General features: G+C 68.5%; 27 protein-coding genes. 16 read left to right on the top strand and 11 right to left on the bottom strand.

Going from position 1 to position 24,405, the window contains the following annotated elements; genetic code table 11:
- The first annotated feature begins 248 nt into the window (after positions 1-248).
- Positions 249-1,376: a hypothetical protein gene (locus E1300_RS08700; protein ID WP_131756362.1), complete on the top strand. Its 1,128-nt coding sequence runs from the start codon at positions 249-251 to the stop codon at positions 1,374-1,376.
- A 103-nt stretch (positions 1,377-1,479) separates the two neighbouring features.
- On the opposite strand, the gene E1300_RS08695 is transcribed toward E1300_RS08700, so the two are convergent.
- A complete protein-coding gene (locus E1300_RS08695; RefSeq protein ID WP_131756361.1) occupies positions 1,480-2,061 on the bottom strand; it encodes a dihydrofolate reductase family protein in 582 nt (193 codons plus the stop codon).
- Between the two features lie 235 nt (positions 2,062-2,296).
- On the opposite strand from E1300_RS08695, the gene E1300_RS08690 reads away from it, so the two are divergent.
- Genes E1300_RS08690 through E1300_RS08675 form a run of 4 tightly spaced genes read left to right on the top strand, consistent with a single transcriptional unit; the run spans position 2,297 to position 6,020 of the window.
- Entirely contained in the window at positions 2,297-2,926 is a 630-nt protein-coding gene (locus E1300_RS08690) for an RNA polymerase sigma factor (protein ID WP_306440644.1), read from the top strand.
- Between the two features lies 1 nt (position 2,927).
- Entirely contained in the window at positions 2,928-4,115 is a 1,188-nt protein-coding gene (locus tag E1300_RS08685) for a CU044_5270 family protein (protein ID WP_131756359.1), read from the top strand.
- A gap of 55 nt (positions 4,116-4,170) precedes the next feature.
- On the top strand, positions 4,171-5,175 hold the full coding sequence (locus E1300_RS08680) for an ATP-binding cassette domain-containing protein (protein WP_242619022.1): 1,005 nt from the start codon (positions 4,171-4,173) through the stop codon (positions 5,173-5,175).
- The gene (locus E1300_RS08675) at positions 5,172-6,020 is read left to right on the top strand and encodes an ABC transporter permease (RefSeq protein WP_131756357.1); all 849 of its coding nucleotides are present in this window, start codon (positions 5,172-5,174) and stop codon (positions 6,018-6,020) included. The genes E1300_RS08680 and E1300_RS08675 overlap by 4 nt, the downstream gene beginning before the upstream one ends.
- An 84-nt stretch (positions 6,021-6,104) precedes the next feature.
- On the opposite strand, the gene E1300_RS08670 is transcribed toward E1300_RS08675, so the two are convergent.
- Both E1300_RS08670 and E1300_RS08665 read right to left on the bottom strand, forming a co-directional pair.
- A complete protein-coding gene (locus E1300_RS08670; RefSeq protein WP_131756356.1) occupies positions 6,105-6,374 on the bottom strand; it encodes a hypothetical protein in 270 nt (89 codons plus the stop codon).
- A gap of 37 nt (positions 6,375-6,411) precedes the next feature.
- Positions 6,412-7,692 (bottom strand): amidohydrolase family protein, encoded by a 1,281-nt coding sequence (locus tag E1300_RS08665; RefSeq protein ID WP_131756355.1) that lies wholly within the window; start codon positions 7,690-7,692, stop codon positions 6,412-6,414.
- Positions 7,693-7,902: 210 nt separating this feature from the next.
- On the opposite strand from E1300_RS08665, the gene E1300_RS08660 reads away from it, so the two are divergent.
- Positions 7,903-8,658, top strand: coding sequence for an SDR family NAD(P)-dependent oxidoreductase (locus E1300_RS08660; protein WP_207399560.1), 756 nt, complete (start codon positions 7,903-7,905; stop codon positions 8,656-8,658).
- Positions 8,659-8,695: 37 nt separating this feature from the next.
- On the opposite strand, the gene E1300_RS08655 is transcribed toward E1300_RS08660, so the two are convergent.
- The gene (locus tag E1300_RS08655; RefSeq protein WP_131756354.1) at positions 8,696-9,517 is read right to left on the bottom strand and encodes an IclR family transcriptional regulator; all 822 of its coding nucleotides are present in this window, start codon (positions 9,515-9,517) and stop codon (positions 8,696-8,698) included.
- A gap of 144 nt (positions 9,518-9,661) precedes the next feature.
- On the opposite strand from E1300_RS08655, the gene E1300_RS08650 reads away from it, so the two are divergent.
- Genes E1300_RS08650 through E1300_RS08640 form a run of 3 tightly spaced genes read left to right on the top strand, consistent with a single transcriptional unit; the run spans position 9,662 to position 11,984 of the window.
- The gene (locus E1300_RS08650; RefSeq protein WP_131756353.1) at positions 9,662-10,270 is read left to right on the top strand and encodes a carboxymuconolactone decarboxylase family protein; all 609 of its coding nucleotides are present in this window, start codon (positions 9,662-9,664) and stop codon (positions 10,268-10,270) included.
- Positions 10,267-11,139, top strand: a complete 873-nt coding sequence (locus E1300_RS08645) for a fumarylacetoacetate hydrolase family protein (RefSeq protein WP_131756352.1) — start codon at positions 10,267-10,269, stop codon at positions 11,137-11,139. Before E1300_RS08650 ends, E1300_RS08645 begins: the two co-directional genes overlap by 4 nt.
- Positions 11,136-11,984: a fumarylacetoacetate hydrolase family protein gene (locus E1300_RS08640; protein WP_131756351.1), complete on the top strand. Its 849-nt coding sequence runs from the start codon at positions 11,136-11,138 to the stop codon at positions 11,982-11,984. Before E1300_RS08645 ends, E1300_RS08640 begins: the two co-directional genes overlap by 4 nt.
- A 31-nt stretch (positions 11,985-12,015) precedes the next feature.
- On the opposite strand, the gene E1300_RS08635 is transcribed toward E1300_RS08640, so the two are convergent.
- The 5 genes from E1300_RS08635 to E1300_RS51380 all read right to left on the bottom strand — a co-directional run bounded on the left by E1300_RS08635 (position 12,016) and on the right by E1300_RS51380 (position 16,072).
- Positions 12,016-12,846 carry an alpha/beta hydrolase gene (locus E1300_RS08635; RefSeq protein WP_207399559.1) on the bottom strand — a complete coding sequence of 277 codons (831 nt, stop codon included), beginning with the start codon at positions 12,844-12,846 and terminating at the stop codon, positions 12,016-12,018.
- A 7-nt stretch (positions 12,847-12,853) separates the two neighbouring features.
- On the bottom strand, positions 12,854-13,651 hold the full coding sequence (locus E1300_RS08630; RefSeq protein WP_131756350.1) for an SDR family NAD(P)-dependent oxidoreductase: 798 nt from the start codon (positions 13,649-13,651) through the stop codon (positions 12,854-12,856).
- Positions 13,652-13,759: 108 nt separating this feature from the next.
- The gene (locus E1300_RS08625; protein ID WP_131756349.1) at positions 13,760-14,251 is read right to left on the bottom strand and encodes a S1 RNA-binding domain-containing protein; all 492 of its coding nucleotides are present in this window, start codon (positions 14,249-14,251) and stop codon (positions 13,760-13,762) included.
- Positions 14,252-14,538: 287 nt separating this feature from the next.
- Positions 14,539-15,087, bottom strand: coding sequence for a hypothetical protein (locus tag E1300_RS08620; RefSeq protein WP_131756348.1), 549 nt, complete (start codon positions 15,085-15,087; stop codon positions 14,539-14,541).
- A 13-nt stretch (positions 15,088-15,100) separates the two neighbouring features.
- A complete protein-coding gene (locus E1300_RS51380) occupies positions 15,101-16,072 on the bottom strand; it encodes a winged helix-turn-helix domain-containing protein (protein WP_442316419.1) in 972 nt (323 codons plus the stop codon).
- A gap of 29 nt (positions 16,073-16,101) precedes the next feature.
- On the opposite strand from E1300_RS51380, the gene E1300_RS08605 reads away from it, so the two are divergent.
- The 7 genes from E1300_RS08605 (at position 16,102) to E1300_RS08575 (ending at position 20,865) form a co-directional block, all read left to right on the top strand.
- Entirely contained in the window at positions 16,102-16,695 is a 594-nt protein-coding gene (locus tag E1300_RS08605; protein ID WP_131756347.1) for a hypothetical protein, read from the top strand.
- On the top strand, positions 16,695-17,168 hold the full coding sequence (locus E1300_RS08600; RefSeq protein WP_131756346.1) for a hypothetical protein: 474 nt from the start codon (positions 16,695-16,697) through the stop codon (positions 17,166-17,168). The genes E1300_RS08605 and E1300_RS08600 overlap by 1 nt, the downstream gene beginning before the upstream one ends.
- 776 nt (positions 17,169-17,944) lie before the next feature.
- Positions 17,945-18,298, top strand: coding sequence for a P-loop NTPase fold protein (locus tag E1300_RS08590; RefSeq protein WP_165502744.1), 354 nt, complete (start codon positions 17,945-17,947; stop codon positions 18,296-18,298).
- A gap of 87 nt (positions 18,299-18,385) precedes the next feature.
- Complete coding sequence (locus E1300_RS08585) at positions 18,386-18,826, top strand: hypothetical protein (protein ID WP_131756343.1); 441 nt, start codon at positions 18,386-18,388, stop codon at positions 18,824-18,826.
- A gap of 25 nt (positions 18,827-18,851) precedes the next feature.
- The gene (locus E1300_RS08580) at positions 18,852-20,162 is read left to right on the top strand and encodes a queuosine biosynthesis protein queC (protein ID WP_131756342.1); all 1,311 of its coding nucleotides are present in this window, start codon (positions 18,852-18,854) and stop codon (positions 20,160-20,162) included.
- Positions 20,163-20,195: 33 nt separating this feature from the next.
- The gene (locus E1300_RS49900; protein ID WP_165502743.1) at positions 20,196-20,432 is read left to right on the top strand and encodes a hypothetical protein; all 237 of its coding nucleotides are present in this window, start codon (positions 20,196-20,198) and stop codon (positions 20,430-20,432) included.
- Positions 20,404-20,865 carry a TatD family hydrolase gene (locus tag E1300_RS08575; RefSeq protein WP_165502742.1) on the top strand — a complete coding sequence of 154 codons (462 nt, stop codon included), beginning with the start codon at positions 20,404-20,406 and terminating at the stop codon, positions 20,863-20,865. Before E1300_RS49900 ends, E1300_RS08575 begins: the two co-directional genes overlap by 29 nt.
- A gap of 501 nt (positions 20,866-21,366) precedes the next feature.
- Here the strand turns inward: E1300_RS08575 and E1300_RS08570 are convergent.
- Both E1300_RS08570 and E1300_RS08565 read right to left on the bottom strand, forming a co-directional pair.
- Positions 21,367-23,307: a hypothetical protein gene (locus tag E1300_RS08570; protein ID WP_131756340.1), complete on the bottom strand. Its 1,941-nt coding sequence runs from the start codon at positions 23,305-23,307 to the stop codon at positions 21,367-21,369.
- The gene (locus E1300_RS08565) at positions 23,304-24,404 is read right to left on the bottom strand and encodes a 3'-5' exonuclease (protein ID WP_131756339.1); all 1,101 of its coding nucleotides are present in this window, start codon (positions 24,402-24,404) and stop codon (positions 23,304-23,306) included. The genes E1300_RS08570 and E1300_RS08565 overlap by 4 nt, the downstream gene beginning before the upstream one ends.
- Position 24,405: the final 1 nt, after the last annotated feature.

The following is a 24,405-nucleotide window of genomic DNA, read 5'->3' as shown; positions in this document are numbered from 1 at the left end:
ACCGACGCCCTTTTGGGCGGATGTGTGCCAGGATCGCGATCATGGCTCGGCGATGCCGGAGGGCGGCTGTCTGCGTCGCTGTCACCGCCGCGCCCGTCATCGTGTTCGCCGGATGTGCCGATCGGCCGCGCGATGCCACACCAGTGCCGTCGGTGACCGCTGGGTCGGTGTCGAAAGTCTTGGCACCGTCCAAGCCGTCTGGGCTGTTTCTGGAGTGGTTATGGCCGACGGCCCCGGTGAGCGGCCGTGTGGTCGTGTACGCGGAGCCGGGCCGCCGCGATCCCTTCGCTGGACGGGTGCTGGCGCTGACCCGCCAATATGACGGCGAGTTACCGGAGGGGACGCGCACGGTGCGGATCCGCCGATTCGGCGAAGGCCACTCAGGCGGGCAAGGCGATATCGCTTGGATCGGATGGACCGGCACCGCCGATGAAGGCGCTGACCCGCCGCATTATGGCGTGGTCGGCAAAGGGCTCACCGAACGACAGATCCGCTCGGCGGCCGATGCCATCGACAAGAAGCATCTGCGCATCGCACCATCCGGAATGGCCGCGGGACTTCGTCCGATCGCGGAGGTTCCGATGGGTCTCAACAATGCCGATGTGTCGTTCGGGGCCGGGATCACCCAGCGCTGGACGTCCGGACCGCGCCGATGGCTGACGGTGCGGACCATGCGCGGCGACGAGCGGGTCGAGACGCTCGCCCGCATGATGACGTTCGGCCGGCCGACGCGAATCCGTGGGGACGCCGGAATGGCGGGTTCGGTGGTGTATCCGGTCGGTCATACCCGGACGCTGACCCGGGCCTGGCGGGAGAACGGCGCCATCGTCACCGTGACCGCGCAGGGGATCCCCGACTCCGAGGTGGACGCGCTGATAGCGAGTCTGCGCCCCGTCTCGGGCGGTGGCCTGGAGGCGCTGCGCTCCTCGATCTCCCGGTACCCGCCGGAGCGGCTGGCCGGGCCCGGCGAACGGCTGGTCGCCTCGGGCCGCGACGCGCAGACGATGTGGGCCGTCTTCGCCAAGCCGCTCGGCCGTCCGGGGGCCTACTCCCTCACCGAGCGCGGTCGCGACGGCAGGGGACGCGTGATCGGCGGCGGAAGCGCCGGGCTGGACGTGCCGCGCCAGGGCATGGCCCTCGCCGGTACGGCCGAGGCGGACGGCCGGTTCGTCGAGGGTGCCGTCGGCGCGGACGTGGCGCGGGTCCGCCTGACCCTGGCGGACGGCCAGTCCTTCGGATTGCCGCTCAGCCGTCCGATCGGGGCCGAGGGCGCACGCTGGTTCGGCACCTGGGTCGAGGCCTCCCGCGGACGGGTGCGCGAGGTCACCGCGCTCGGGCGCCATGGCCGGATCGTGGCGCGCAGGACCTACCCATGACGGGCGCGGACTCGGCTCGCGCTGGCTCTGCTCGCCCTCTGCGCAGTGGTGAGCCGCTCCTGCGCGTCCATCGCGGGCCGGGGCAGTGCCGCCGCATCGGCTGTCATCGGCGCACTCGGTAGCGCAGGTGCAGCACGCGGACGCCTTGGATCACCACGTCGGGGTCCTCCAGGAGGTGCTGGGCGCTGACCGGCCCGAAGTAGCGCTTGCCGGAGCCGAGCACCACGGGCGCGACGTCCATGGCGACCTCGTCGACGAACCCGGCGGCCAGCATCTGGCCGCCGACGTCGCCCGCGGCGACCTCGACCGTGCGGTCGCCCGCGAGCTCCTGCGCCTTCGCCATGGCGGCCTCGATGCCGTCGGCGAAGTGGAAGGGCGCCTCCTGGTTCCAGTCCTCGGGCATCGGCCGGTGGGACACGACGACCATGTGGTCCACCCCGGACGGGGGAGTGCCGCCCCAGCCGTCGGTCATGTCGAAGACGTGGCGGCCGACGACCGTCACCGCGATCTCGTCCCAGTAGGGCCGGATGTAGTCGTGGGACGCCTGCGACACCTTCAACGGCCCGGCCTCGTCCAACGCGACATCACCGCTGGACAGCCACTCGAACAGCGGGCCTACCTGGTCCTTCTCGTCGGCGATGAAGCCGTCCACCGAAACCGTGCCGTACATGACCACCTTGCCCATGAGCCTCTCCTGTGCTCGGGAAGTGTCCATACTGGCGTGCCGGAGGGTGCGGGCGCTTGGAGGAGATCAATCGGCGGGCAGCGGCCCGACGTCGAGCGCGTGCCCGGGGTGCTCGCGCAGGAACCGCCGCCGGGCATGGACGTCGCGACGCTTCTGACACATACTGCGCGCCTTACAGCATGCGGGGATGTCCACGGGCCGAGAAGGGGTCGCGGGGGTTCGGGCGAGTAGGGATGTGAACGCCATCTCCAGCTTCAGCCGGGCGCGCCGCCCCGCCGAGCCCGAACCCCCACCGCCACCGTTATCGGACGACGTCGCCGCGTTGATCGCGGCGTCGAGGGAGCATCCCGAGCGGTTCGCCGAGCTCTTCGACCGGCACTACGCCGAGATCCGCCGCTACATCGATCGCAGGCTGGGCGCGGACGCGGCCGATGACCTGGCGGCCGAGGTCTTCCTGGTCGCGTTCCGCAAGCGGTCGGCCTTCGACCCTCAGCAGGGGACGCCGCGGGCGTGGCTGTACGGGATCGCCACCCGCCTGGTCAGCAGGCACCGCCGCGATGAGAGGCGCCGCTACCGGGCACTGGCACGGCTCGGTGACGAGCCGTCCGGTGAGGGCCACGCCGAACGCGTCGAGGCACAGGTGGCGGCCTCGGCCGTCGGCGCACGCCTCGGCCGGGCGCTGGCCGGGTTGTCCAGCGGTGACCGGGACGTGCTGCTCCTGGTCGCGCTGGCCGACCTGACCTACCCCGAGATCGCCCAGGCCCTCGGGATCAAGTACGGCACCGTCTTCTCACGACTCAGCAGAGCCCGCAGACAGCTACGCCAGGCACTCGGCGACATCAACCCGCTCGCGGACGGAGAGTGACATGGACGAGGTCACGATGGTGAGCCGGCTGCTCACCGAGGAACGACCCGCCTCCACCGAGACGACCCAGGACGCGCGCAGGCGCCTGACCGGCTACATCGCCCAACAACCACGCCGCCGGAACCACCGCCGCGGCCTGACTCTGGCCGCCGCCGCCACAGCCGCCGTGGCGGTCGCCGGCGGCATCGCCTACCCGCACTGGACGCAGCGTCCGCTGTACGCCCCCGAGCCGCTGGCCGCGCACAGCGGACCGGCGGCCGACTTCCTGCTGGCGGCGGCCACCACCACAGACAGAACGCCGCAGGAGGGACGGCTGTGGTTCGTCTCCTCCACCACCGGCTCCACCACGCTCGTGGAGTCTCCGACCAGGCCGGGCGTCCGATACGTGCTACAGGTGCGGCAACGCCGGTTCAACGTCGCGGCCAGGACCGACAACGGCCTGGGCAAGAACCATTCGGCGACAGCGGGGCCGGTGGGCGATCCGCAGATCCGTCCGGTCGGACCAGCCGATCGGCGGGCCTGGAACGCCGACGGCAGACCCGGCGTGACCGACTTCAGGACCCCCTGCCCCGACACCCAGACCGCACCGCCGCCGTCGCCGTCGTCGGGGGAGCCGCTGGGGTACTGCCCGTTGGGGGCGCAGGAGCGCGGTCCGTCCACGGGCGAAGGCGGCGAACTGGACTTCGGCATCCAGGACGCCCGCACGCTGCCCACCGATCCGGCCAAGCTGCGGGCCTGGCTGCTCAACTACGCCACCAAGTTCGACCACAAGCGGCTGCGCGACCCGGACGCCTACCTGTTCACCCATGCCTCGTTCCTGCTCATCGACAGCCCGGTCCCCGACAAAGTCCGCGCGGCGACCTACCGGGTGCTGGCCGGCCTGAAGGGCGTGCGGATGGTCACCACCACCGACGCCGACGGACACCGCGGCCGCGCGGTCGCGATGCGCACCACCAGTCCCGCCTACGGGACCCTGGACTGGCAGCTGATCATCGACGGCTCGACCGGCCGCCTCACCGCCAGCCAGGCCATCGTGGAGCGTCCGGGCACCGCCAACGCCGGTATGCCGCAAGGCACCCGCCAGTTCTTCGAGGTCATCGACAAGGCCGAATGGACCAACGCCCCCTACGAATCCCTGCTCCCCGACTGGGTCAACCGACTACACCGAGATGCCCCGGAACCCGGTTGAGCAAGCTGCGGCGGCCATCCTTGACAGGCCGTCAAAGATAGACAACTCTGACAACGTGTCAAAGAAAAACGAGGACGGCCCGGCGATCGAGGCGCGCGGTCTCGTCAAGCACTACGGCGCCACCCGGGCCCTGGACGGGCTCGACCTCACCGTCCGGCGCGGCCAGGTGTTCGGGTTCCTCGGACCGAACGGGGCAGGCAAGACCACCACGATCCGCGTCCTGGCCACCCTGACCCGGCCCGGTGGCGGCACCGCCCGCGTCCTCGGGCACGACGTCGTCCGGGAACGCGACGCGATCCGGGCCCGGACGGCGGTGACCGGCCAGTTCGCCGCCCTGGACGAGGACCTGACCGGCTACGAGAACCTGGTCGTCTTCGGCCGGCTGCTCGGCCTGTCCCGCGCCGGGGCGAGGCGGCGGGCCGACGACCTGCTCGCCGGGTTCGAGCTGACCGGCGCGGGCGGCCGTCCGGTGGGCGGCTACTCGGGCGGGATGCGCCGCAGGCTGGACATCGCGGCCGGCCTCATCGTGACCCCCGACCTGCTGTTCCTGGACGAGCCGACCACCGGGCTCGACCCGCGCAGCCGGAGCGGGGTGTGGGAGCTGGTCCGGCGGATCGCCGCGGCCGGCACCACCGTCCTGCTCACCACCCAGTACCTCGACGAGGCCGACCGGCTCGCGGACCGGATCGCGGTCATCGACCGCGGCCGGATCGTCGCCGAGGGCACCAGCGCCCAGATCAAGGCGCGGGTCGGCTCGAACACGCTGCACGTCCGGCTCCTCGACGGCGAGCAGCGCCCGCGGGCGCGCGAGATCCTCGCCGGCGCCCTGACCGGGACGGTCCATCTCGCCGCCGACCCGCTCGTCCTGTCCGTACTGCTGGCCACCACGACGGACGCGGCAGGCGCGGCGGACGCGGCCGGGCCGGTCGGGCACGCCCTGACCCGGCTCGCCGAGTCCCAGGTAGGCGTCGCCGAGGTCACCCTCGGCCAGCCCAGCCTGGACGAGGCCTTCCTCGCCCTGACCGGCCGCACAGCCGACCCGAAGGATGTACGCGTATGAGCGCCCCAACGGCCGTGCCGCGCTCCGCTGCGACGGAGACGCAACCGCTCGACCTCGTGCTGACCGCGAGCCGACCGCACCGCCGTCCCGGAGCGTTCGCCGCCTCCGCCACGTTCGGCCGGCGGGCACTGCTCAAGATCAAGCACGATCCCAAGCAACTGGTGGAGTCGATCGCCATCCCGATCCTGTTCACCGTGCTGTTCACGTACCTGTTCGGCGGCGCCATCAGCGGCTCGTCCGATGAGTACCTCCGGATGCTCTTGCCCGGCGTCCTCAGCATGAGCATCTCCATCGTCACCATGTACGGCGGCGCCCGCCTCGCCCAGGACGTGACGACCGGGGCCTTCGAGCGCTTCCGCTCCCTGCCCGTCTGGCGCGGCGCCTTCGTGGCCGGCAGCCTGCTCAGCGACACCGCCCGCTACCTGTTCGCGTCCGCCACCGTGGTGGGTCTCGGGCTGCTCATGGGCTACCGGCCGGACGGCGGCGTCCCGGGCGTTCTCGCCGCGGTGGCCCTGGTCGTCGTCTGGGGACTCTCCCTGTCCCTGCTGTGGGCGGTGGTCGCCCTGCTCGTCCGCGACCCGGCCGTCGTCATCAGCATCGCCAACGTGGTCCTGATGCCGCTCTCGTTCGCGAGCAACATCTTCGTCGAACCGAAGACCATGCCCGGCTGGCTCCAGGCCGTCGTGGACGTGAACCCGCTGAGCCACGTCGCGACCGCGGCAAGGGCCCTGATGAACGACACAAGCGGCAGCAGCGGATCCCTCACCTGGTCACTCATAGCAACCACCGCGATAACCGCCCTATGCACACCTCTCGCCCTCCACCTGTACAACAGACATGACTGACCCACCCACCAGCGAGCCACGTCTGGCGTTCAACCGTCCGTCGCGGTAAGTGGCGTGAACCCATGCCAGCGCGGACGTGCGGAACTACTCCGCGGCGGGGGCGGCGGCCTTCGGAGGCGCGGGGCGGCGGGCGAGGCTCTTCTTGCGCTGGTACATCAGGACGCCCATGAATCCGGCGATGAAGCCGCTGGCCAGGCCGGAGATCGCGTGGTTGGCCGCGTTCGCGGCCTCGGTGGTCGGCATGCCGACCACGAGGTAGTTGATCAGCGCGCTCATCGCGGCGCTCAGGGCGGCTCCGATGACTCCGCTGATGAGCGAGGCGCGGACGACGCCCTGCCGGCTTCCCGCGTTCATTGCGTTCCCTCGCTGCTCAGTGCGGATGTCGCTGGTGCTAGGCGGCGGCGTGCGGGTGCGCCGCCTGGGGCTGCTTGTGCGCACGTCCGTCCTGGACGATCCAGAGGAGGTTGTCCGGGTCCTGGAGCAGCCGGACGTCCTCGGCCGGGTTGCCCCGGACGACGAGGAGGTCGGCCAGGTAGCCCGGGGCGAGGAGCCCGAGTTCGTCCCCCATGCCCATGAGTTCGCCGCCGTGCCTGGTGGCCGCGGTGAGGACCTCGACCGGGCCGTAGCCGAGCACCTCGACGAACAGCTGGAGGTCGCGGGCGTTGCGGCCGATCGGGTTGTTGGGGAAGCCGTAGTCGCCGCCGGGCAGCGCCCGGATGCCGCGCTTGCGGATCTCGGGGTAGATCGCGGCCATGCCCTCCAGGGCCGCGACCGACCCCATGCGCTCGGCCGTCGCGCGGTCGATCCCGTACTCCTCGCCCTCGTGGACATTGGCGTAGATGATGCCGGGCGCGGGCGAGACGAACACGTCGTCCTTCACCGATTCGAGCAGGTCGAGCGCCTCGTCGTCGGCGTAGGTGCAGTGGTAGATCGAGCGGAACCCGGCCCGCACGGCGAGCTTCACCGACTCGGCGGACTGGGCGTGGCAGTTGAGCCAGACGCCGGACTCGCGCGCCTGCTCCCCGGCCGCCCGCGCCTCCTCCCAGGTGTATTGGGTCATCTGCGAGCCGCCGGGCGTGAACACGTCGTCGTTGCTGAGCAGGAACTTGACGCTGTCGTATCCCTGCTCGGCGTGCTCGCGGACGTAGGCGCGGCAGGAGTCGGGGCCCTGCCAGTCGGCGACGACGTGGCCGCCGGGGCGGACGGGGTGGTTGTCGCGCTCGGCGCTGGCCGCCAGGAGGCGGGGCCCGCGAACCTGGCCCGCCCTGATCCTGTCGCGGAGGACGACCTCCGTCGGCATCGGCAGGAGCGATCCGGCCGAGTAGGCGGAGGTGAAGCCCGCGTCCAGCAGGATGCCCGCGTTGCGCTCGGCCCGCGCCAACTCGGTTTCCATTCCCCGGACGTTCTGGAAGAAGCCGACGTCCACCGGTGGGTTGAATGAGGGATCGATGTGCCCGACGGCCGACGGGAAGGTCAGGTGGGCGTGCGACTCAACGAGCCCCGGCATGACGGTGCAGCCGTCGACCCGGATCACCCGCGCGCCGGGGTGCTCCTCGCTCCGGCCGGGACGCACCTCGACGACCCGCTCGCCGTCGACGACGACCTCGCCGGGCACGGGCTCGGCACCGCTTCCGTCGAACACCAGGCCGCCGGTGAACACCGTGCGCTCCATCGCCTGCTCCTCCCCGGGGCCGCCGCAGCAGCTTTCATAGCGTGAAATCAACTTTCATCACTTGGTGCTGTGAGTTTGATCGCAGTTCTCCCCGCTGTCAACAGTCCGGGCGCAGTCGCCTGACGTGGACATTCGCAGCCAGACCGGAGTACTCTCGGGGAGTTATAAAAGTAGCTTTCATACAGTGAAAGTTATCCGAGCGGAGGCTCTGTGAACTGGCTGGGCCTGGAAGGCGCCCGGGCGCTCGTCCTCGGCGCCGGGGGTCTCGGCGCCGCCTGCGCCCGGGGACTGGCGGACGCGGGAGCGCGGCTCGCCGTCGTGGACGTGGACGAGCACAAGCTGAAGGCGCTCGCGGACGACCCTCTCCTCGCCGGCGCCGGCGCGCACACCGTCGGCGCCGACCTCACCACCGCGGAGGCGTGCGACGAGACCGTCGCCACCGCCGCCGGGCTGCTCGGCGGGCTCGACGTCCTGGTGCACGCGGTCGGGACGAACGACCGCCGTCCGGTGGTCGACATCCCGGACGAGGTGTGGGACCGGCTCCTCGCGCTCAACCTGTCCAGCGCGTTCTGGACCGGACGCGCCGCGGGCCGGGTCATGCGGGAGGCGGGGCGCGGCCGGATGGTGTTCTTCTCGTCCGTCTCCTCGAAGCTCGCGCACCGGCACCACGCGCCCTACGCGGCGACGAAGGGCGGCCTCGACCAGCTCGTCAAGGTCATGGCGCGGGAGTGGGCGCCGGACGGCATCGGCGTCAACGCGGTCGCGCCCGGCTACACCGAGACGGAGCTGACCCGGGAGTACCTGGACAAGCCGGGCATCCGCGAAGAGCTGACCGGGCTGGTGCCGGCCGGCCGCCTCGGCACCCCGGAGGACGTGGTGGGCGCCGTCCTGTTCCTGGCGTCCGAGCGGGCGTCGTTCGTGACGGGCCAGGTGCTGTACGTGGACGGCGGCCGCACCCTCGTCTGACCCCCGGAGAGGACGAGCACAGCGGCCGCCCGGAGCCTCAGCGGCCGCCGAGCAGGGCGGAGATCTCGCGGCACGTCTCCAGCAGGCGCGGGCGCAGCTCGTCCAGCAGGCGGGGGACGGGGAACTCGCGGGCGGGCACGGCGATGTTGACCGCCGCCGCCAGGCCGCCGGCGTCGTACACGGGTCCCGCGACGGAGCGGAGCCCGTGGGCGAGTTCCTCGTCCTGGACGGCCCAGCCCCGCTCGCGGATCTCGGCGAGCACGGGCCGCAGGTCGTCGATCGACCGGATGGCGTTGGGCCCGGCCGCCCCGGCGAAGGAGGCGTCGGTGAGGCGTTCCTCCAGGTCGGCGTCGGGCAGGCCGCTGAGCAGCAGCTTGCCCATCGAGGTGGACACCGCCGGGAGCCGCGAGCCGACCTGGATGTTCGCGGTGACGAGGTCGGTGTTGCGGAGCCGGACGAGATAGAGGACGCGGTCGTCGGAGAGGACGCCCATGTTCACCGTCTCACCGGTGGCGTCGGCGAGGCGGCGCAGCGGACCCTCGGCGAGCTGGACCATGTCGAGGCCGCGCAGCGCGGCGAAGCCGAGCGTGAGGACCTTGGGCGCGGGCCGGTACGACCCGTCGTGGAGCTGCTCCAGGAAGCCCTCGGTCACCAGGGTCGCCGCCATCCGGAACGCCGTCGGGAGCGGCACCCCCGTCTCGGCGGCCATGTCCGACAGCTTCATGGACGGCCGCTGCTCGGAGAAGACGCCCAGCAGGCGCAGGCCCTTGGCCAGCGCCTCCACCTGGTAGGCCCGCTTCGCGGGCGCCGCTCCGTCGGCGGAACCGGCGGACTTGGAGGAGGCCTTCTGCGGCGGCACGGCGGTCTCGCTTTCTCGACTCGGCTTGAGCGCTTCCACTCTATGAAAGCAGTATCGCAGAGACTTTTGAACAGTGAAAGCAGCTTTTGCAGTGCGAAGCAAGCGGCTAGGGTGGGGGCCAAGACCCGGGCGAGGGAGGGTGACATGGGCGTTCGGCTGGCGGGACTGCTCCCCGGCGAACTGGACGAGCCGCAGGCGGAGGTCTACCGGGCCATCACCGGCGGCCCCCGGGCGGCCGGGCCGCAGGCCTTCCCCCTGACGGACGAGGAGGGCCGCCTCCGCGGCCCGTTCAACGCGATGCTGCTCAGCCCGCCCGTCGGCCAGGCCCTCCAGGCGGTCGGGTCCGCCGTCCGGTACGCGAGCGTCCTGACCGACCGGGCGCGGGAGCTGGCCATCCTGGCCGTCGCCGCGCACTGGGGCAGCGCCTTCGAGCGGGAGGCCCACGAGGCGGTCGGACGGGCCTGCGGCCTGACCGAAACCGAGATGGCCGCGCTGCGCTCGGGAACGGAACCCGACCTGCCGGACCCGGCCGAGGCCGCCACCCTGCGGACCGCCAGGACGCTCACCGCCGCGGGACGGCTCACCGACGAGGAGTACGCCGAGGCCGTACGGGTGCTGGGTGAACGGGCCCTGTTCGAGCTGACCACGCTGGTCGGCTACTACGGCCTGCTCGCGTTGCAGCTGCGCGTCTTCGCGGGCGAGGAGCCGCCCGCCCCGGCAACGGAAACCAACGAGGAAAGGCAAGGCACATGAAGCTCGTGACCTTCGACGACGGGCGCGTCGGCAGACTGGAGCTGGAGGAGCGGCTGATCCTGCCGCTGGACGTCGCGAGCACCCGCGAGTACTTCGAGCGGGACGGCCGCGTCGCCGAGACCGGCGAGCGCCTCGCGCTGGACGGCGTCCGGCTGCGCGCGCCGATCGTCCCGAAGAAGTTCTTCCACACCTCGGGCAACTTCCGCGAGCACGAGGACGAGTCGAAGAACGTCGACTGGTCGCACCCGATCCACAAGGGCATCGTGTTCTTCCAGAACGTCGACGCCATCGTCGGCCCGGACGAACCGGTCATCTACCCCGAGCACCTCACCAGCGAGCTGGACTACGAGCTGGAGATCGCCGTCGTCATCGGCAGGCCCGGCAAGTTCTTCGGCGTGGACGACGCCCCCGACCACATCGCCGGCTACGTCGTCTTCAACGACATCACCGCCCGCGACATCCAGCGCCGCGAGATGGAGTCCGGCGTCTTCTCCTTCTGCAAGGCGATCGACACGTTCTGCCCGCTCGGCCCGTACATCGTCACCGCCGACGAGATCCCGGACGCGCAGGACCTCGACATGGAGCTGCGCGTCAACGGGCAGGTCCGGCAGAAGTCCAACACCAACCGGATGTCGGTGTCGATCCCGCACCTGGTCGCCTACCACTCCCCGCAGGGCTACAGCGCCGGCGACCTGATCAGCACCGGCACCGTCCAGGGCGTGGCCGGGTTCAGCGGCGACCCCGACCTCTACCTCAAGCCGGGCGACGTCGTCGAGGCCGAGGTCGAGCGCCTGGGCGTGCTGCGCACCCCGATCATCGGCTGGGAAGAGGGCCACGGGACGCCCGTCCCGGAGAAGGTGGACTGGTGAGGCTCGGCGTCATCAGCGGCAGGGCCGCCATCGTCCGCGGCGACCGGGCCGCGGACGTGGCCCGAGCGTCCGGCGGTTCGCTTCCCGCTGACCCGATGGCCCTGCTCGAACGCTGGGACGAGGCACGCGAGTGGGCGGCCACCCTGCCCGCGTCCGAATACGACACGCCCGTCGTCGAGGACGAGCTCCAGGCGCCCGTCCCGAGGCCCCGCCAGGTGTTCGCGGTCGCGCTGAACTACCCGCCGCACGCGGCCGAGGCCGGGTTCACCCCGCCCGAAGACCCGCTGGTCTTCACCAAATTCCCGACATGCGTCACCGGCCCGCGCACCATCGTGGACCTGCCCGACGGCAAGGTCGACTGGGAGGTCGAGCTGGTCGCCGTCATCGGCCGGCCCGCCCACCGGGTCCGCGAGGACCGCGCCTGGGAGGCCGTCGCGGGCCTGACCGTGGGCCAGGACCTCTCCGAACGCGTCACCCAGCTCCGCGGCAAGCCTGCCCAGTTCAGCCTCGGCAAGTCCTTCCCCGGCTTCGGACCCACCGGCCCCGCCCTGGTCACGCCGGACGAGCTCGACGACCCCGACGACCTGGAGATCACCGGACTCCTCAACGGCGCGGTCGTCCAGCACGACCGCACCAAGTCCATGATCTTCCCGGTACCGGAGCTGATCGCCCGCCTCTCGGCGATCGTCCCGCTGCTCCCCGGCGACCTGATCTTCACCGGCACCCCCGCCGGCGTCGGCAACCGCATGGACCCACCGCGCTACCTGACCGCGGACGACGAGCTGGTCAGCCGGATCTCCGGCATCGGCGAGATCCGGCAACGGTTCGCCCGCCCGCCGTCCTGACGTTTCTCGGGAGGGGCGGCCCCGGCCCCTCTCACCCCAGACCGGTCACCTCACCCGCGAACGCCACCGCCGCCTCGAACAGCGGCTCCAGATCGTCGACACCACGCCACAAGTGATCGGCGCCCTCGACCGCTTCGAACCGAACGCTCGCCCCGGCCGCCGCCAGGGCCGCGGCCAGCGCCGCGCTCTGCTCGAACGGCACGGCCCGATCAGCGGTGCCGTGCGCGATGAGGAAAGGCGGCGCCCCACCGTGGACGTGGGCGATCGGACTGGCCGCCCGGGCGAGCTCCGGCACGTCCCGCACCGGCGCCCCCAGCAGCCGCGCCTCCCGGGTGTCGCGCACATCATCGGAAAGCGCGTGGGCGGGATCGTCCTCCCGCCCCATGGCGACCAGATCCATGGGCCCGTACCAGTCGATGACCCCGCTGACGCGGGCGGCCTCCCGCAACCCCAGCATGACGGCCAGGTGCGCGCCCGCCGACTCGCCCCACAGCACGGTCCGTCCGGCGTCGTAGCGGAACTCCTCCGCCCGCTCGACGAGATGGTCGAACGCGGCGGCGACGTCGTCCAGCTGCGCCGGCCAGCGCGCCTCGCCGCTGAACCGGTAGCCGACCGACGCCACCGCGAACCCCCGCGCCGCCAGCCGCTCGAACGGATGCGGCCGCCAGTCGCGGAAGACCGGCGTCAGCGTCTTCCGGCTGCCGCCCAGCCAGCCGCCTCCGTGCACGAAGACCACCAGCGGCGCCCCCACCCCGGAAGGCAGATAGAGATCGAGCCGCAGCGGACGGAAACCGGCGGGCTGCCCGTAGACCAGCCCGTCGACCACCCGAACCCCGCCCGCCCGCGCGTCGACGCTCCCCACCGCGCCCTCAAGCACCGATCATGTTGAAGCCGCCGTCGGCGTTCAGGTAGGCGCCGGTCATGTGCGAAGCGTCGTCCGTGGCGAGGAAGAGCGCCGTGCCGGCCAGCTCCGCCGGACCCGGAATGCGTCCCATCGGCGTCTGCGAGATCAGCTTCTCCCTGCGGCCGCTCTGCCAGTCCTTGCGGCTGAGCGTCGCCTCCGTCTCGATGAAACCGGGCGCGAACGTGTTGACCCGCACGGTCGGGGCGAACGCCTGCGCATACGACTTGGTGATCCCGAGAAGGCCGTACTTGGCCGCCGCGTACTGCGGAGCCCGCGCGCTGCCCCGGACGATGACGGTCGAACCGATGTTCACGATCGAACCGTGGCCCTGGTCCAGCATCCGGGCGCCGAACTCGTGCACGCACAGCATCGTGCCCTTGATGTCCACGGCGAGGACATGGTCGATGGACTCCTCGGTGACCTCACGCCAGGACATGACGTCGCGTGCCACGTCCCCCACGTTGTTGACCAGCACGTCGAGCGTCCCGAACCGGGTGAACACCTCGTCCGCCATGCGCTGGATGTCGGAGTGCCGGGTGATGTCGGCCTGCGTCGTGAACGCCTCGCCGCCGACCTCCTTGACCCGCGCGACCGTCCTGTCGGCGCCGGCGGCCGAGCTGTTGTAGTGGACGGCCACCCGGGCGCCCTCCTGCGCCGCCCGCACGGCGATCTCGGCCCCGAACCCCGTCCCGGCCCCCGTGACCAGCACGGTACGGCCCTCGAAGCGGCGCGGGATGTAGGCGGCCTGGCTCTGCTCGGACACGAGCTTCCTTCTTCCGTTTCACTGACTGAAAGCAGCTTTCACGCCTAAATCTAGCCCCACCCCACCAATCCGTCCATCACTCCCAGAAGCCACCCACGGAGATCCCGCTCAAACCAAGGTGAGCCTGACACGACGCGACCGAAGATTGATGTCCGCGATCCGAACCCTCAACTCCCGCCCCTCGCCGGGCAACACCCCGTCGGCGAACTCCGAGGCATGGACCAACCCCTCGACCCCGTCGTCCACCTCCACGAACACCCCGAAGGGCACGACCTTGGTCACCGGCCCGGTCACCACGTCCCCCAGGCGGCTGCGCGCAACCTCCACCAAGGGGTCGGGCTGCAACGCCTTCAACGACAACGACACGCGCTCACGGTCGAGATCGACGTCCAAGACCTCGACCACGACCTCCTGACCAACCCGAACGACCTCAGACGCATCCCCGAACCGCCGCCAAGCAAGCTCGGCCACACTCACCAGACCGACAACCCCGCCCACATCCACAAACACACCAAACCGCTCAATGGACCTAACCACCCCCCGACAAACCCGCCCCACCTCCAAAGCCCGCAGAACCCCCAAGACCTCTCCGTCAGCCATCTCGAAACTCTAGAAGCCGACCAACCGCCGCGGGTATGAGAACCGGCCACGTCACCAGGCAATCTCCCGCTCGTGGAACTTCGATTACCGATCTCGTCTACCCTGAGCGAGCGAGTGAGGAGGTGGTCGCTGGCCCGCTGAACGCACAGATAGATGCCGGGATCGACCGATCCGGGCTCATAGTTGCCGCCGTAGTAGAAGGGCAAGCAGTAAGGTCCGGACCTTCATCCTGTCTACCGCAGCGAGTAGGTGCGGTGGCCACCCTCTCTCAAGGGTATCCGGAGGCATCAGGCGGAAGGCCCGCCCCAGCGGCTGAGGTCGATCGTCTCGATCGAGGGCGCTGACCTGGTCTCGCTGTCACTGTAGGGCTTGACATTGGCTAGCAGGGGATTGCGGAGTCGCAGCATCCCGGTGCAGGGGGTGCTCGCGTCCAAGCGTGCGGTCAGCCGCATGGGGGTCCGGTCCACGGCGAGGGCGTTGAACCGGACCCGGTGAGTCAGTGGGAGCCGACCATGCTCGTCGTCCAGCCGCCAATCGATCCGGGCGTCGGGCGCGCAGGACCGGTCGGCACGAAATTCCACGGCGCCGTACAGGTAGGAAGAACGGTCGCTGAACCGATCGACCCAGCGCTGTTTCAAACGTGGCAGCGTGTAAGTGGAACTGACGGTCTGCCCGGCCGACATCCGGTAGGCGAAGCCCGGTCCGTCAAAGAAACGCACAGGGGAAGGTCGGTCGCCGGCTTCGACCGAGCCGACGGGCAACGTGTCCTCGTCGTAGCCCTGCAGGTGAAAGAGCGCAAAAAACCCGAGGAGCAACATCACCAGTACGGCCTTCATACCATCGCCGCCCTCAGGGTGATCGCGGCACCGTGCCTCCACCTACGGTCTCATGTGGACGTGCAGCGCAGGAAGGGCTCGCTGCCAAGCCCCGAACTTGGTGGACGGTGGGGTACTGAGTTTGAATGTGTGATGTCGTCATGAGGTGCTGAGTGGGAGGGAGAGGCCGGTCTGGTGAGGCACGGTCGATGAGGTGGGGCCGGTACTGGATGCGTCGCAGCCGCGGCGCAGGGTGGTGATGAGGTGGGTCGGGGTCGGTGAACAGGGCGTTGGCCAGTGGGCCGCGGCGCAGTAGGGACCACAGGCCCTCGGTGGCGTTGAGTTCGGGTGCGTAGGTCGGCAGTTGGACGACCGTCGGCCAGTCGCGGCGGGCGATGAACTGGCGCATGCCTGCGGTGAGGTGGGTGTTCAGGTTGTCCCAGACCAGCACGATGGGGCCGCCGAGCTGGTCGTGGGCGGCTTGGACCAGATCGTGGTAGTCGGTCCAGGCGAAGCTCTTGCGTCCCGGCGGTGCCCGGTCATCACGCCGGAACCGGTAGATCAGCCTGGATTGCTCGCCGGGTTTGTAGCAGGCCAGCGCGGCGACCGACACCCTGCGGCGGGACCGGCCGCGCAAGCGCACCACCGGGGTCCGGCCGCGTGGTGCCCAGGTGCGGGCGGTCGGCGGCGTCACCGGTGAATCCGGAATCGTCCTCGAAGACGATCCAGGCCCCGAGCGCCGCTGCGGTGCTTCCACCTGCGACCAGGTCTCCCTCACCCATCCGGCGATCGCGGCCTCGTCGCGTTCGATCGCGCGGCGCGCCGGGACCTGGCAGGACCAGCCGTGCCGACGCAGCAGCGCGGCCACGCCCTGGACGTTGTAGCCGAGGTGGAAGCGTCGGGCTATCACGGTCTTGATCCACGGGCAGCGTCCATCTCTGGTCGGGCCAGCCGTGTGCGGCCGGCCCCTTGGCCAGTTCGGCCTCCAGGACGGCGAACTGTTCATCGCTCAGCAGCGGCAGCGAAGCCGGCCCCTTGGAGCGCAGCGCCGCCGTCCCGCCGCTGGCCCAGGCCAGGCGCCAGCGCTGCACTGACCGCACAACCTTCGGCTACACCTACGACGCCGCCAGCACCACGACCCGGCGCACCGAGGGAACGAACGACCTCAAGCTCACGTGGGACCCCACCGGCGACCTGATCAAAACCGAAGACACCGCCACGGGCGACGCCCACTTCGTCTACGACGCCGACGGTGAACGGCTCGTCCGCCGCGACAACACCGGCAGCACCCTCTACCTGCCGGGCATGGAACTGCACCTGAGCAACGGCACCACCACCGCGCCCGTCCTCGTCCATAACACCAAGGGGGACTGTGACGGTGTTCGCTGGGGAGTCGGCAAAAATAAGGCACCTAAAGCTACCAGTAAGAAGAACGAGGACGGCGGAATCTACAAAGACCGCGAGACGGCTGTCCGGAAAGCAAAGGAGATGGTGGCGAAACACTCCACGGCTCGATTCCGTGAAGAGTGTGCGGCAGATGCCTGTCACGTTCACGTCGACATCTCCAATAATCGTGGAGAGGTATTGTACACTTGGCACTACCAGTGGCATCGCCCTAGGGGTAACTGATGAGCGAATCCGATCTCAGAAGTGTCGCAGAGGAGTTGTGTGCGGCCGTCATCGAGCACGCCAGGCTCTGCACTGAGACTCCCGATGACGCACCTCGGATCATGCCGGTTGTCTCTAACATTCATCGCCTGATTCGTTCCTACGGCGATACTCTAATCGAGAAGTCCGGATGGTCCAATCCGCTCCTCAATGTAGAGGAACCGACTACCGGTCCTGAAGACGAGCAGGCCGGGGACCGTGCTGACAGTCCGCCAGGTGAACGGACGTGGGTGTCCATCGTGGACAGCCATGCAATGTACGTAGACGACCCGAAAGCGCTGATAGGATACGCCGAAGCACGGACCGGTTCAAAGATCGGAAACGCTGCTGAAGCACTGCTCCTCCTCTGTAAAACAGATGGATGGAAGCCCGACTCGTATACGGACGGTGCGATAGAAGTGGATTGGCGCTCGACGGACGCCTGTACGGGCTGAGACGCCTGACAGCGGCGGCGGCGCCGTCGTATCGTCGGCAGTGACGGTCCGGCGCCGAGCGTGAGCCGTTGCTGAGGAGGTGGCGGAAGTCCTCGGAGCTCTCGCGGCTGTACGCGACGTACCGATGACCGGCACGTGAGGGCCTGATTGACGCGCTCCACGCCGACGGTGTGATTCACCGGTTCTGCGACGCGTCAAGGACCATCAGCCTCGCTGGCTACCGGAACCGTCAGTCGCTTCCGACCGGGGAGCGGGGGCTCACCGGTCGCCGGAGGTGCTCCGCCCGGCGCACGGCATGCGGCTGAAGCGAGACCGGGCCTCACCGTCCACGGAGGCCCGGGCGGATAGGTGCTCCGCAGATGCAGTGGTCGGCCGGGAGCACCAGGACCACGCGTGCCGACCGGTTCTCGGTGCTCCGCGTCGCTCCTGCCCCTGGCGCCGTCACGGCCGCTACCGCGACCGCCACGACTTCCCGCCGGTTGTTCGGCCCGCCCGCGCGGCTGCTGCTGTTGCGGCGGTTCCGTGCGGCGCGCTCCACTCCCCGATCCACCAGAGCGTCCACCAGGACCTCCACCGCCTCCGCCACCCCCAGGACAACCTGGTCCGCGAGGTCCGCCACCGGGGCGTGGCCGCGCACGGGCGGCCGCTCGGCCACCGGAACCGCCGCGGGCGCCGCCGAGCACCGCTCCCAGGGTGTGGTACATCACGATTGACTGAGCATCTGGGACAGCAGCCGAGGCTGGCTCTGCGAGGTCGAGGGCATCGAGAAAGTGGTGGTGCTCGTCGACGACCTGGATCGCTGCCTCCCTGCAACGATCATGGCGACACTTGAGGCCATCAAGCTCTTCCTGGCTGTACCTGGGATGTCGTTCGTGCTCGCTGCTGATGAGGATCTGATCCGCGAAGCGATCGGGATGCACCTGCAGGGGGCGGGCAGGAGCGGGTTCGCCAAGCTTTACACCGAAGAAATCATCCAGATTCCGGTCTCCTTGCCGATGCTGTCGGTCGAGCAGGCTGAGGCATACATAGCCTTGCTGCTGTGCAGCGGTGCCGGACAGCTCAACACACACGCGTTGGACACGGCCATCGACACCGCGCGGCAGCGACGCCTTGAGGGTCGCGCACCTTAAGTCATCGCCACCGTAGACGGCCCCGATGGCCCGTCGGGCGAACACCTAGCCATAGCGGCGCAGATCGCTGCAGGAATCAGCGCCGATGTGTGGCGCAGCCCTCGGGCGATCAAACGCTTCCTCAACGCCTTCGCCGTCCGCGAGCACCTTGCCCGCAGCAACGGCGCGGAGCTGGATCCGAAGACGCTGCTCAAGCTCTGCTTGCTGGAGGTCCGTCACCTGTCGGAATTCCGGCTGCTGAGTCAGAAGGCGACCGCCGACCGTCGTGCGCTGGTTGCAGAGTGGGAGCAGTGGGCCCGCGAGGGCGGCGAGCTCCCACAGGGGATAGGCGAGGAGACCCGGGCACGGGCGGCCGGTCCGCCATCGCTGAACGAGGCACCAGAGCAGGTTGAACGGTACCTCAGCGTCGCCGCGACGCTGCTGGGCGACTTCGCTTCGGAGGCGCGGTTACGGGCACGCTTATGCGCATCGTGGAGGACCTCGCTTCTCCCTCCGATTCCACAAGGAGCGCCGCGGTTCAGCAGTTGAAGGAGCTGGAGCCGACCGACCGATCGTGGTGCAAGAGCTGGGCGAGCAACTGACCCCTGAGTACGTCATCGCATCCCTCGCAGCGGCCCGGCAGGCTTGCCCCGATGTGGCCGAACCAGCCGGTCAGGTACTGGCGCGACCTGCCGTCCTCGAGCGGCTTGAGCCTTTCCACGTCTGGCCCTACGAGCCGGGACGCACAGCCGGCCTTCGCACGGACATCAGCTGGTCCATGGACGAGCTTGGCCCGGCTGAACCAGCAACAAAAGACTTTCTGCGGATCGTCGGCGGCGCCTACCTAGCCGACAGGACCGTGTCGCGGCCGCGGCTGGCGATGCGCCGCGACTTGCACGTCATCATCCACGTCGAGAACCCCGACGTCTGGACTGAGGAACTGCTGAACCAGCTCGCTGACCTGCTGCACTGGCTGACCGGAGACACCTGGCGTATCACCACCCTCGCCACGCCGCCCACTCCCAGCCAGCGGAGCCTCGACCTCGTCCCGGTTCAAACGATCAGTCTGGTCTCGGGAGGCCTGGACTCGCTGTGTGGCGCCCTGCTGCACCTAGGTGACGCCGCCACCACCCTCTTCCTAGGACACCGCGACACCTCGACCGCTGTGTCCAGAGCTCAGACCACCATCGAGGATGCACTGCGGCACCGAACCTCCGACGTCACCTACCTCCGCCTGGCGTTCAGGCCCCTGACCGCACGCCGCGAACCGACCCCGCGCAGCCGTTCCCTGCTGTTCATGGCAATGGCCACCGCCGTGGCTTCTGGGCACAAAGCCACACGTATCCTGGTCCCCGAGAACGGCTTCACCAGCATCAACCGTCCGCTGGAACCCTCTCGCGGCGGATCCCTCACCACCCGCTCAACCCACCCCTGGACCTTCTACACATTGCAGCGGCTGCTCGATGCTCTGCCGTTCGATGGCGTGACCATAAGCAATCCGTACGCTGCCATGACCAAGGGTGACCTCGTCGCCGCGGCGCTGGCTCCCGCCTCGGACGGACCGGACGACGATCTAGGTCTGGCCGCCGCTACCGTATCCTGCGCCAAACTCAATGCTGGCCGACTTCCAGGCGGGAACGCCAACCTCAATTGCGGTCTGTGCATCGCCTGCCTGGTACGCCGCAGCGCCTTCGCTGGCGCGCAGCGGCAGGACCGGACCCGGTACCTGATCGACACGGTGACCGGGGTTGCGCTGGAAAAGCTCAGAATATGCGTCGGCACGACATCGCCGCCTGGGCCTACGCCACCGAGGCCGGCTTCGACGAGTACCGTGTCATCGCCTCGGGACTGTGGCCGCCGCACACCGACTTCGACGCGGTCCTGAAGCTCTGTGACCGAGGCCTGGAGGAGCTCGCCAGTGTCACTATCTGATCTGCCGCCGCTGGACTGCCACGCCCACATCGCCCCCGAGGTCACCGACCCACAGGTCAACGCACTCGACGGCGCGATGATCTTCGCAATGACCCGTAGCCCGGCCGAAGCTGCTGTCGCCGAACTTCGCAGTGACGCCACCATCGCGTGGGGGTACGGTGCTCACCCGGGCTTGCCCGCCGCGCTCGCCTCTATTGGCAGCACTCGACACCATCCTCAGTGAGTGTGCCAACCAGCCGCTCCTGCTGTCCCTGCACAGCACAGGCCGCACCGGCGAGATCGTCGATGCGCTCACTCACCGCCCGCACGCAGGCGCGATCCTGCACTGGTTCAACGGCACCCGCGATCAGATCCAACGCGCCGCCGACCTAGGCTGCTACTTCTCGGTCAACGCAGCCATGACTGACGAACGACTTACCTGGATCCCCACCGATCGCCTACTGCCAGCGACCGACTTCCCCGGCAGTCGCCGCACCATACGCGCCCGTAAGTCTGGTGACATCACCTACCTCGAGCAGCGTATGTCTACGCTGCTGAGCAGGCCGACATCCGCCGTCCGTGAGCTGTGGTACAGAAACCTGGCCGCTCTGACGAAGCTCACCGGTACCACACCTCGCCTATCAACCGGCCTGCGCGCGGTGCTTCACCGAGTCTGAGAGGACGGTAGTCCGGTGGTCAAGTCAAATACGGGAGGGTCCTTGTGCAGCCATGCCCGTGGTCTGGCGCCGATGGCCTCGGCGGGGAAGTGGCAGGAGAGACGCCAGGTGGATGAATGGGCGCCCAGTAAGAGGGCCAATTGATCGCTCAATTGGTGACGTATCTGGCTCGGTTCGCGTCGGCGAGCGAACATGGAGCGAACACGGGCACGAAAGGGCTTATGAAGACCGATGGGCAAACGCGACATCGTCTGTATTTGCCCAGGTCATAACGGGCGCGCCGTCAGGGACTTGAACCCCGAACCCGCGGATTGAGAGTTATCCATCTTTTATGTCAGGTCAGTGTCGATGCTCCTGAGCAATTTTCGAGCGAACATGGCCGCGGCCATGCCGCGATGCTCGCATGATGCTCGCGCGAAGGGGGCTCTTTCCTCACCATGCGGATGGCTAGCGCTGGTAACGACCAGGAGTCTTCTATGGGAGGTTTCGCAGTGCACACCTTCAATCAAGGCGAAGGTTATTCTCAAGATCGAGGGTTGCCAGCGCCTTGCGCTTGCCGCCTCCGTCGAGGGTCCCGAGCTTCGACAAGAAGTCTTTCTCATTGACCGAGACCGTCAGCTGCACCTCACCAACGGTGAGGATGGTGAAACCTCCGGCGTCCTCTGTCTTGGTCGCACCTGTTGGAACCGTAATCCGGTGCGTGACCGGCCATCCCACCGCCCTTGACACGGCGACCCGCAGTGACTCCTTCTTGGCGTCGGCCACCTTGTGGTATCTGGCCACGGGGTCGGGCAGAAGCGCGGCCTGGGCTGACAACTCGACCCCGCCGAGCTCGAGGGACGTGCCACTAGTGGTCGCGGAGAACTGCACTTCGCCTAGTGCACCGCCCTCCCCGCGGGCCACTCGTACGGCCCAAGCCGCCGTCAGATCGTCGAGTGCCAGAGGACGAAGCGATGTCGTCTCTCGCGCCACACCGCGCAGGCGCCCTGCGAGCACCGCTGCGGTAACTCGCGTGAGGTCGTCGACTCCAGTCTGCTCTTCCGGCCAGGCCAGCAGTTCCTCCAGCTCGTTCCTGAGCAGTACGAGCAGCAATGCCTTGGCACTGACAAGTCCCCGTGCGGTCGGTCGGAAGGGCTCGAAGTCCGCTTCCACGTTCACGATCGACCGCACTCGCTGAAGATTTCGGATGAGGGCATCGACCGCATCGGCCGTCAGCCCGGCTCCCTGGACACGAGTGGTGACTCCGTCGAGCACAGCGTTCGGGCTCCAGGCATCCGAGGTATCCAGCTCACCGAGTACCTCGTAGACCGCACGGAAGCCGACATGGTCAGGCACGTCAGGGGCAGGGGCGACGCGTCCGGCAATCTCGCCATGGTCTCCTAGCTCGCACCAACTGATCCATTCCGGCAGCACGATGCCTGGGGGGAACTCCACCTCGCCGAAGAAGGCAGCAGCGACAGCGAGTTGCTCCCCGCTCTGGACTGAAGCCAATGCGGCATTGACTGCGCCGCGAATCCGGTCGATCCGGCGCCAATTCACCTGGCACGAGCTGGCAGGTGCAGTCAGCGCCACCTCGCCAGGTACATCGCCAGCGAAGAGCTCCGGGGTTACCTTCAACAGTTCGTCATGCGGGTGGATGTTCTTGTAACCCCGTGCCCGGTGCTCGCGCAGATCCCGTTCTTTACGGAAGTGGATGGCGACCGCTTGGGACAGCGCCAGTGCTGGGACGTATGTCACCGGTTGCCTAAGCTCCGCCTCCTTCGCGACATCGAGCGGAAACTCGATGACTACGGGCGTACCGGCGCCGCGCTCCACCATCACCGCTTCGATGAGCGCTTGTGTCGGTGGCTGAGTGAGCAGCGGTACCCAACCAGGTACCTGCTCCAAAAGGTCGACGTAGTACTTGTCGTGTGATTCGCGCGGAGCGATCAGCCGGGAGCTGAGCACGCCGTTCAGGTTCATGCGGTTGGTCAAGAAGTAGAGCGCCGACGGACGAGACGCCACAACCTCGATCGAGGCGGACGGTGCCGCTTCCAAATCCTCAACGGCAGTACCGGTCTCGTTCGCCGGCGGCTCCAGGCCTGGAGCTGACTCAGAGGTGGGCGCTGCTGCTGACGACTCCTTGAGCAGCGTTGCGCAGTCGCTCGACGGAGCGTCCGGTTCAAGCTCTGATTGCTCCTTCATCGATGGAGACACCGAGGTGTCCTCGTCTGTGTTCCCTGCCGGTGCATGTGCGAGCCCGAGAGCGTCCCTATCTGCATTGTCACCTGCTGGTTCGCTCTCGATGGAGGCAACACCTCCACCAAGAGTTGCGGGCTGGGTCTCGACCGGCAGCGCCGCACCTTGTGCTTCTGCGGCTGCGGACTGTGCGTGCGCACCGTCGCCGGACGCCTGAGTCTCGATATCGAGGCCCTCCAGCGGGAGCTGATCGTCGCCGCTCACAATTCGCGCACCAGACCCTTCACATCATCCAAGATCGCAGGTACCCCGCCGTGCCCGCTATAGGACAAATGGAGCTCGTCGCGGGCACGCGACATCACCACGTAGAACAGCATGCGTGTCGCTGCCGAAGTCGGGTCAGCGGTGACCCGCTGGAGCTCTGGCACAAAGAGAGTGTCGAACTCGAGTCCCTTCAGGGACTTGAAGTTCACGATAGTCACCGCCGGAATGGTGAAGTCAAGCTGGCTGTGTTGCTGGTCGCCCGACATATAGGTCTGCACGGGCACGGGCAGATCGCGTTCCACAAGGAGTCGCATCGTCCGCTTCTGTAACCACTTGCTGGCGCAGGCGACCCCGATCGTTAGGTTGGTGCGCGCCTTGACGTAGCGTGCGATGAAGTCTGCCAGTTCCTCAGAGCTGGCGTAGCGCCTAAGCGTTGGTTGCTCACCGTGACGCGTCGGTGGGTCGGGGATGCCCGTCGGAGAACCGGAGTAGTACTTGGCCGCCACCGCCGCGATCTCGGCGGTGTTCCGATAGTTCCGTCTGAGCTCCAGCTGCTCCTTGGGCTTCACGGCCTTGGCGATCTCATCAATGGTGGTGTTCTGATCCCAAAGCTGCTGGTTCTCGTCAGCGAAGACGGTGATGTTCTTCGCCAGGAAGCGAGACAGACGAAAGAAGTCGAGCGGCAGATCCTGCCCTTCGTCGATTAGCACATCCTGGAGTACGGCCAGCTTGGCCGGCTTGGCCGCGAACTGCTTCCAAATCGCATCCCAATCCGGGTCATAGGAACTGCTCGCCAGCGTGGGGATCGATTCACGATAGCGCTCGCGCCAGAACTTCCAAAGCCACTTATGGTAGGTCGTGACGAAACTGCCAACCTTGATCTGTTCGGCTGCCTGCTCGGTGTACTGCCGGAGCACGTTGTTGTACATGAGCACAGCCGGTTCGCGGTCGTCGAAGGACAGCACCTGTGCCCGGTACAGTGCCATTACTGACTTGCCCGTGCCGGGCGGACCGGTGACGAGGTAGTTCCCGTCGAGGTTGAGGTTGTAGACAAGGTCTTGCTCTTTCGAGAGTTCCTCGAAGGCTGGCAGGCGCATG

Origin of the sequence: Actinomadura fibrosa, assembly GCF_900659615.1 — a bacterium.
GTDB classification, from domain to species: domain Bacteria; phylum Actinomycetota; class Actinomycetes; order Streptosporangiales; family Streptosporangiaceae; genus Spirillospora; species Spirillospora fibrosa.
The sequence above is the reverse complement of the archived record's forward strand: the minus strand, read 5'-3'. Positions and strand labels throughout refer to the sequence as shown.

Coding starts and splice junctions, on each gene's coding strand:
- E1300_RS08695 (WP_131756361.1), bottom strand. CDS start 2,061: ATGGGCAAGGTGGTCATGTACGGCACGGTTTCGGTGGACGGCTTCATC.
- E1300_RS08685 (WP_131756359.1), top strand. CDS start 2,928: ATGGACGAGGTCACGATGGTGAGCCGGCTGCTCACCGAGGAACGACCC.
- E1300_RS08675 (WP_131756357.1), top strand. CDS start 5,172: ATGAGCGCCCCAACGGCCGTGCCGCGCTCCGCTGCGACGGAGACGCAA.
- E1300_RS08670 (WP_131756356.1), bottom strand. CDS start 6,374: ATGAACGCGGGAAGCCGGCAGGGCGTCGTCCGCGCCTCGCTCATCAGC.
- E1300_RS08665 (WP_131756355.1), bottom strand. CDS start 7,692: ATGGAGCGCACGGTGTTCACCGGCGGCCTGGTGTTCGACGGAAGCGGT.
- E1300_RS08650 (WP_131756353.1), top strand. CDS start 9,662: ATGGGCGTTCGGCTGGCGGGACTGCTCCCCGGCGAACTGGACGAGCCG.
- E1300_RS08645 (WP_131756352.1), top strand. CDS start 10,267: ATGAAGCTCGTGACCTTCGACGACGGGCGCGTCGGCAGACTGGAGCTG.
- E1300_RS08625 (WP_131756349.1), bottom strand. CDS start 14,251: ATGGCTGACGGAGAGGTCTTGGGGGTTCTGCGGGCTTTGGAGGTGGGG.
- E1300_RS08620 (WP_131756348.1), bottom strand. CDS start 15,087: ATGAAGGCCGTACTGGTGATGTTGCTCCTCGGGTTTTTTGCGCTCTTT.
- E1300_RS51380 (WP_442316419.1), bottom strand. CDS start 16,072: ATGAACAGTTCGCCGTCCTGGAGGCCGAACTGGCCAAGGGGCCGGCCG.
- E1300_RS08600 (WP_131756346.1), top strand. CDS start 16,695: ATGAGCGAATCCGATCTCAGAAGTGTCGCAGAGGAGTTGTGTGCGGCC.
- E1300_RS08565 (WP_131756339.1), bottom strand. CDS start 24,404: ATGCGCCTGCCAGCCTTCGAGGAACTCTCGAAAGAGCAAGACCTTGTC.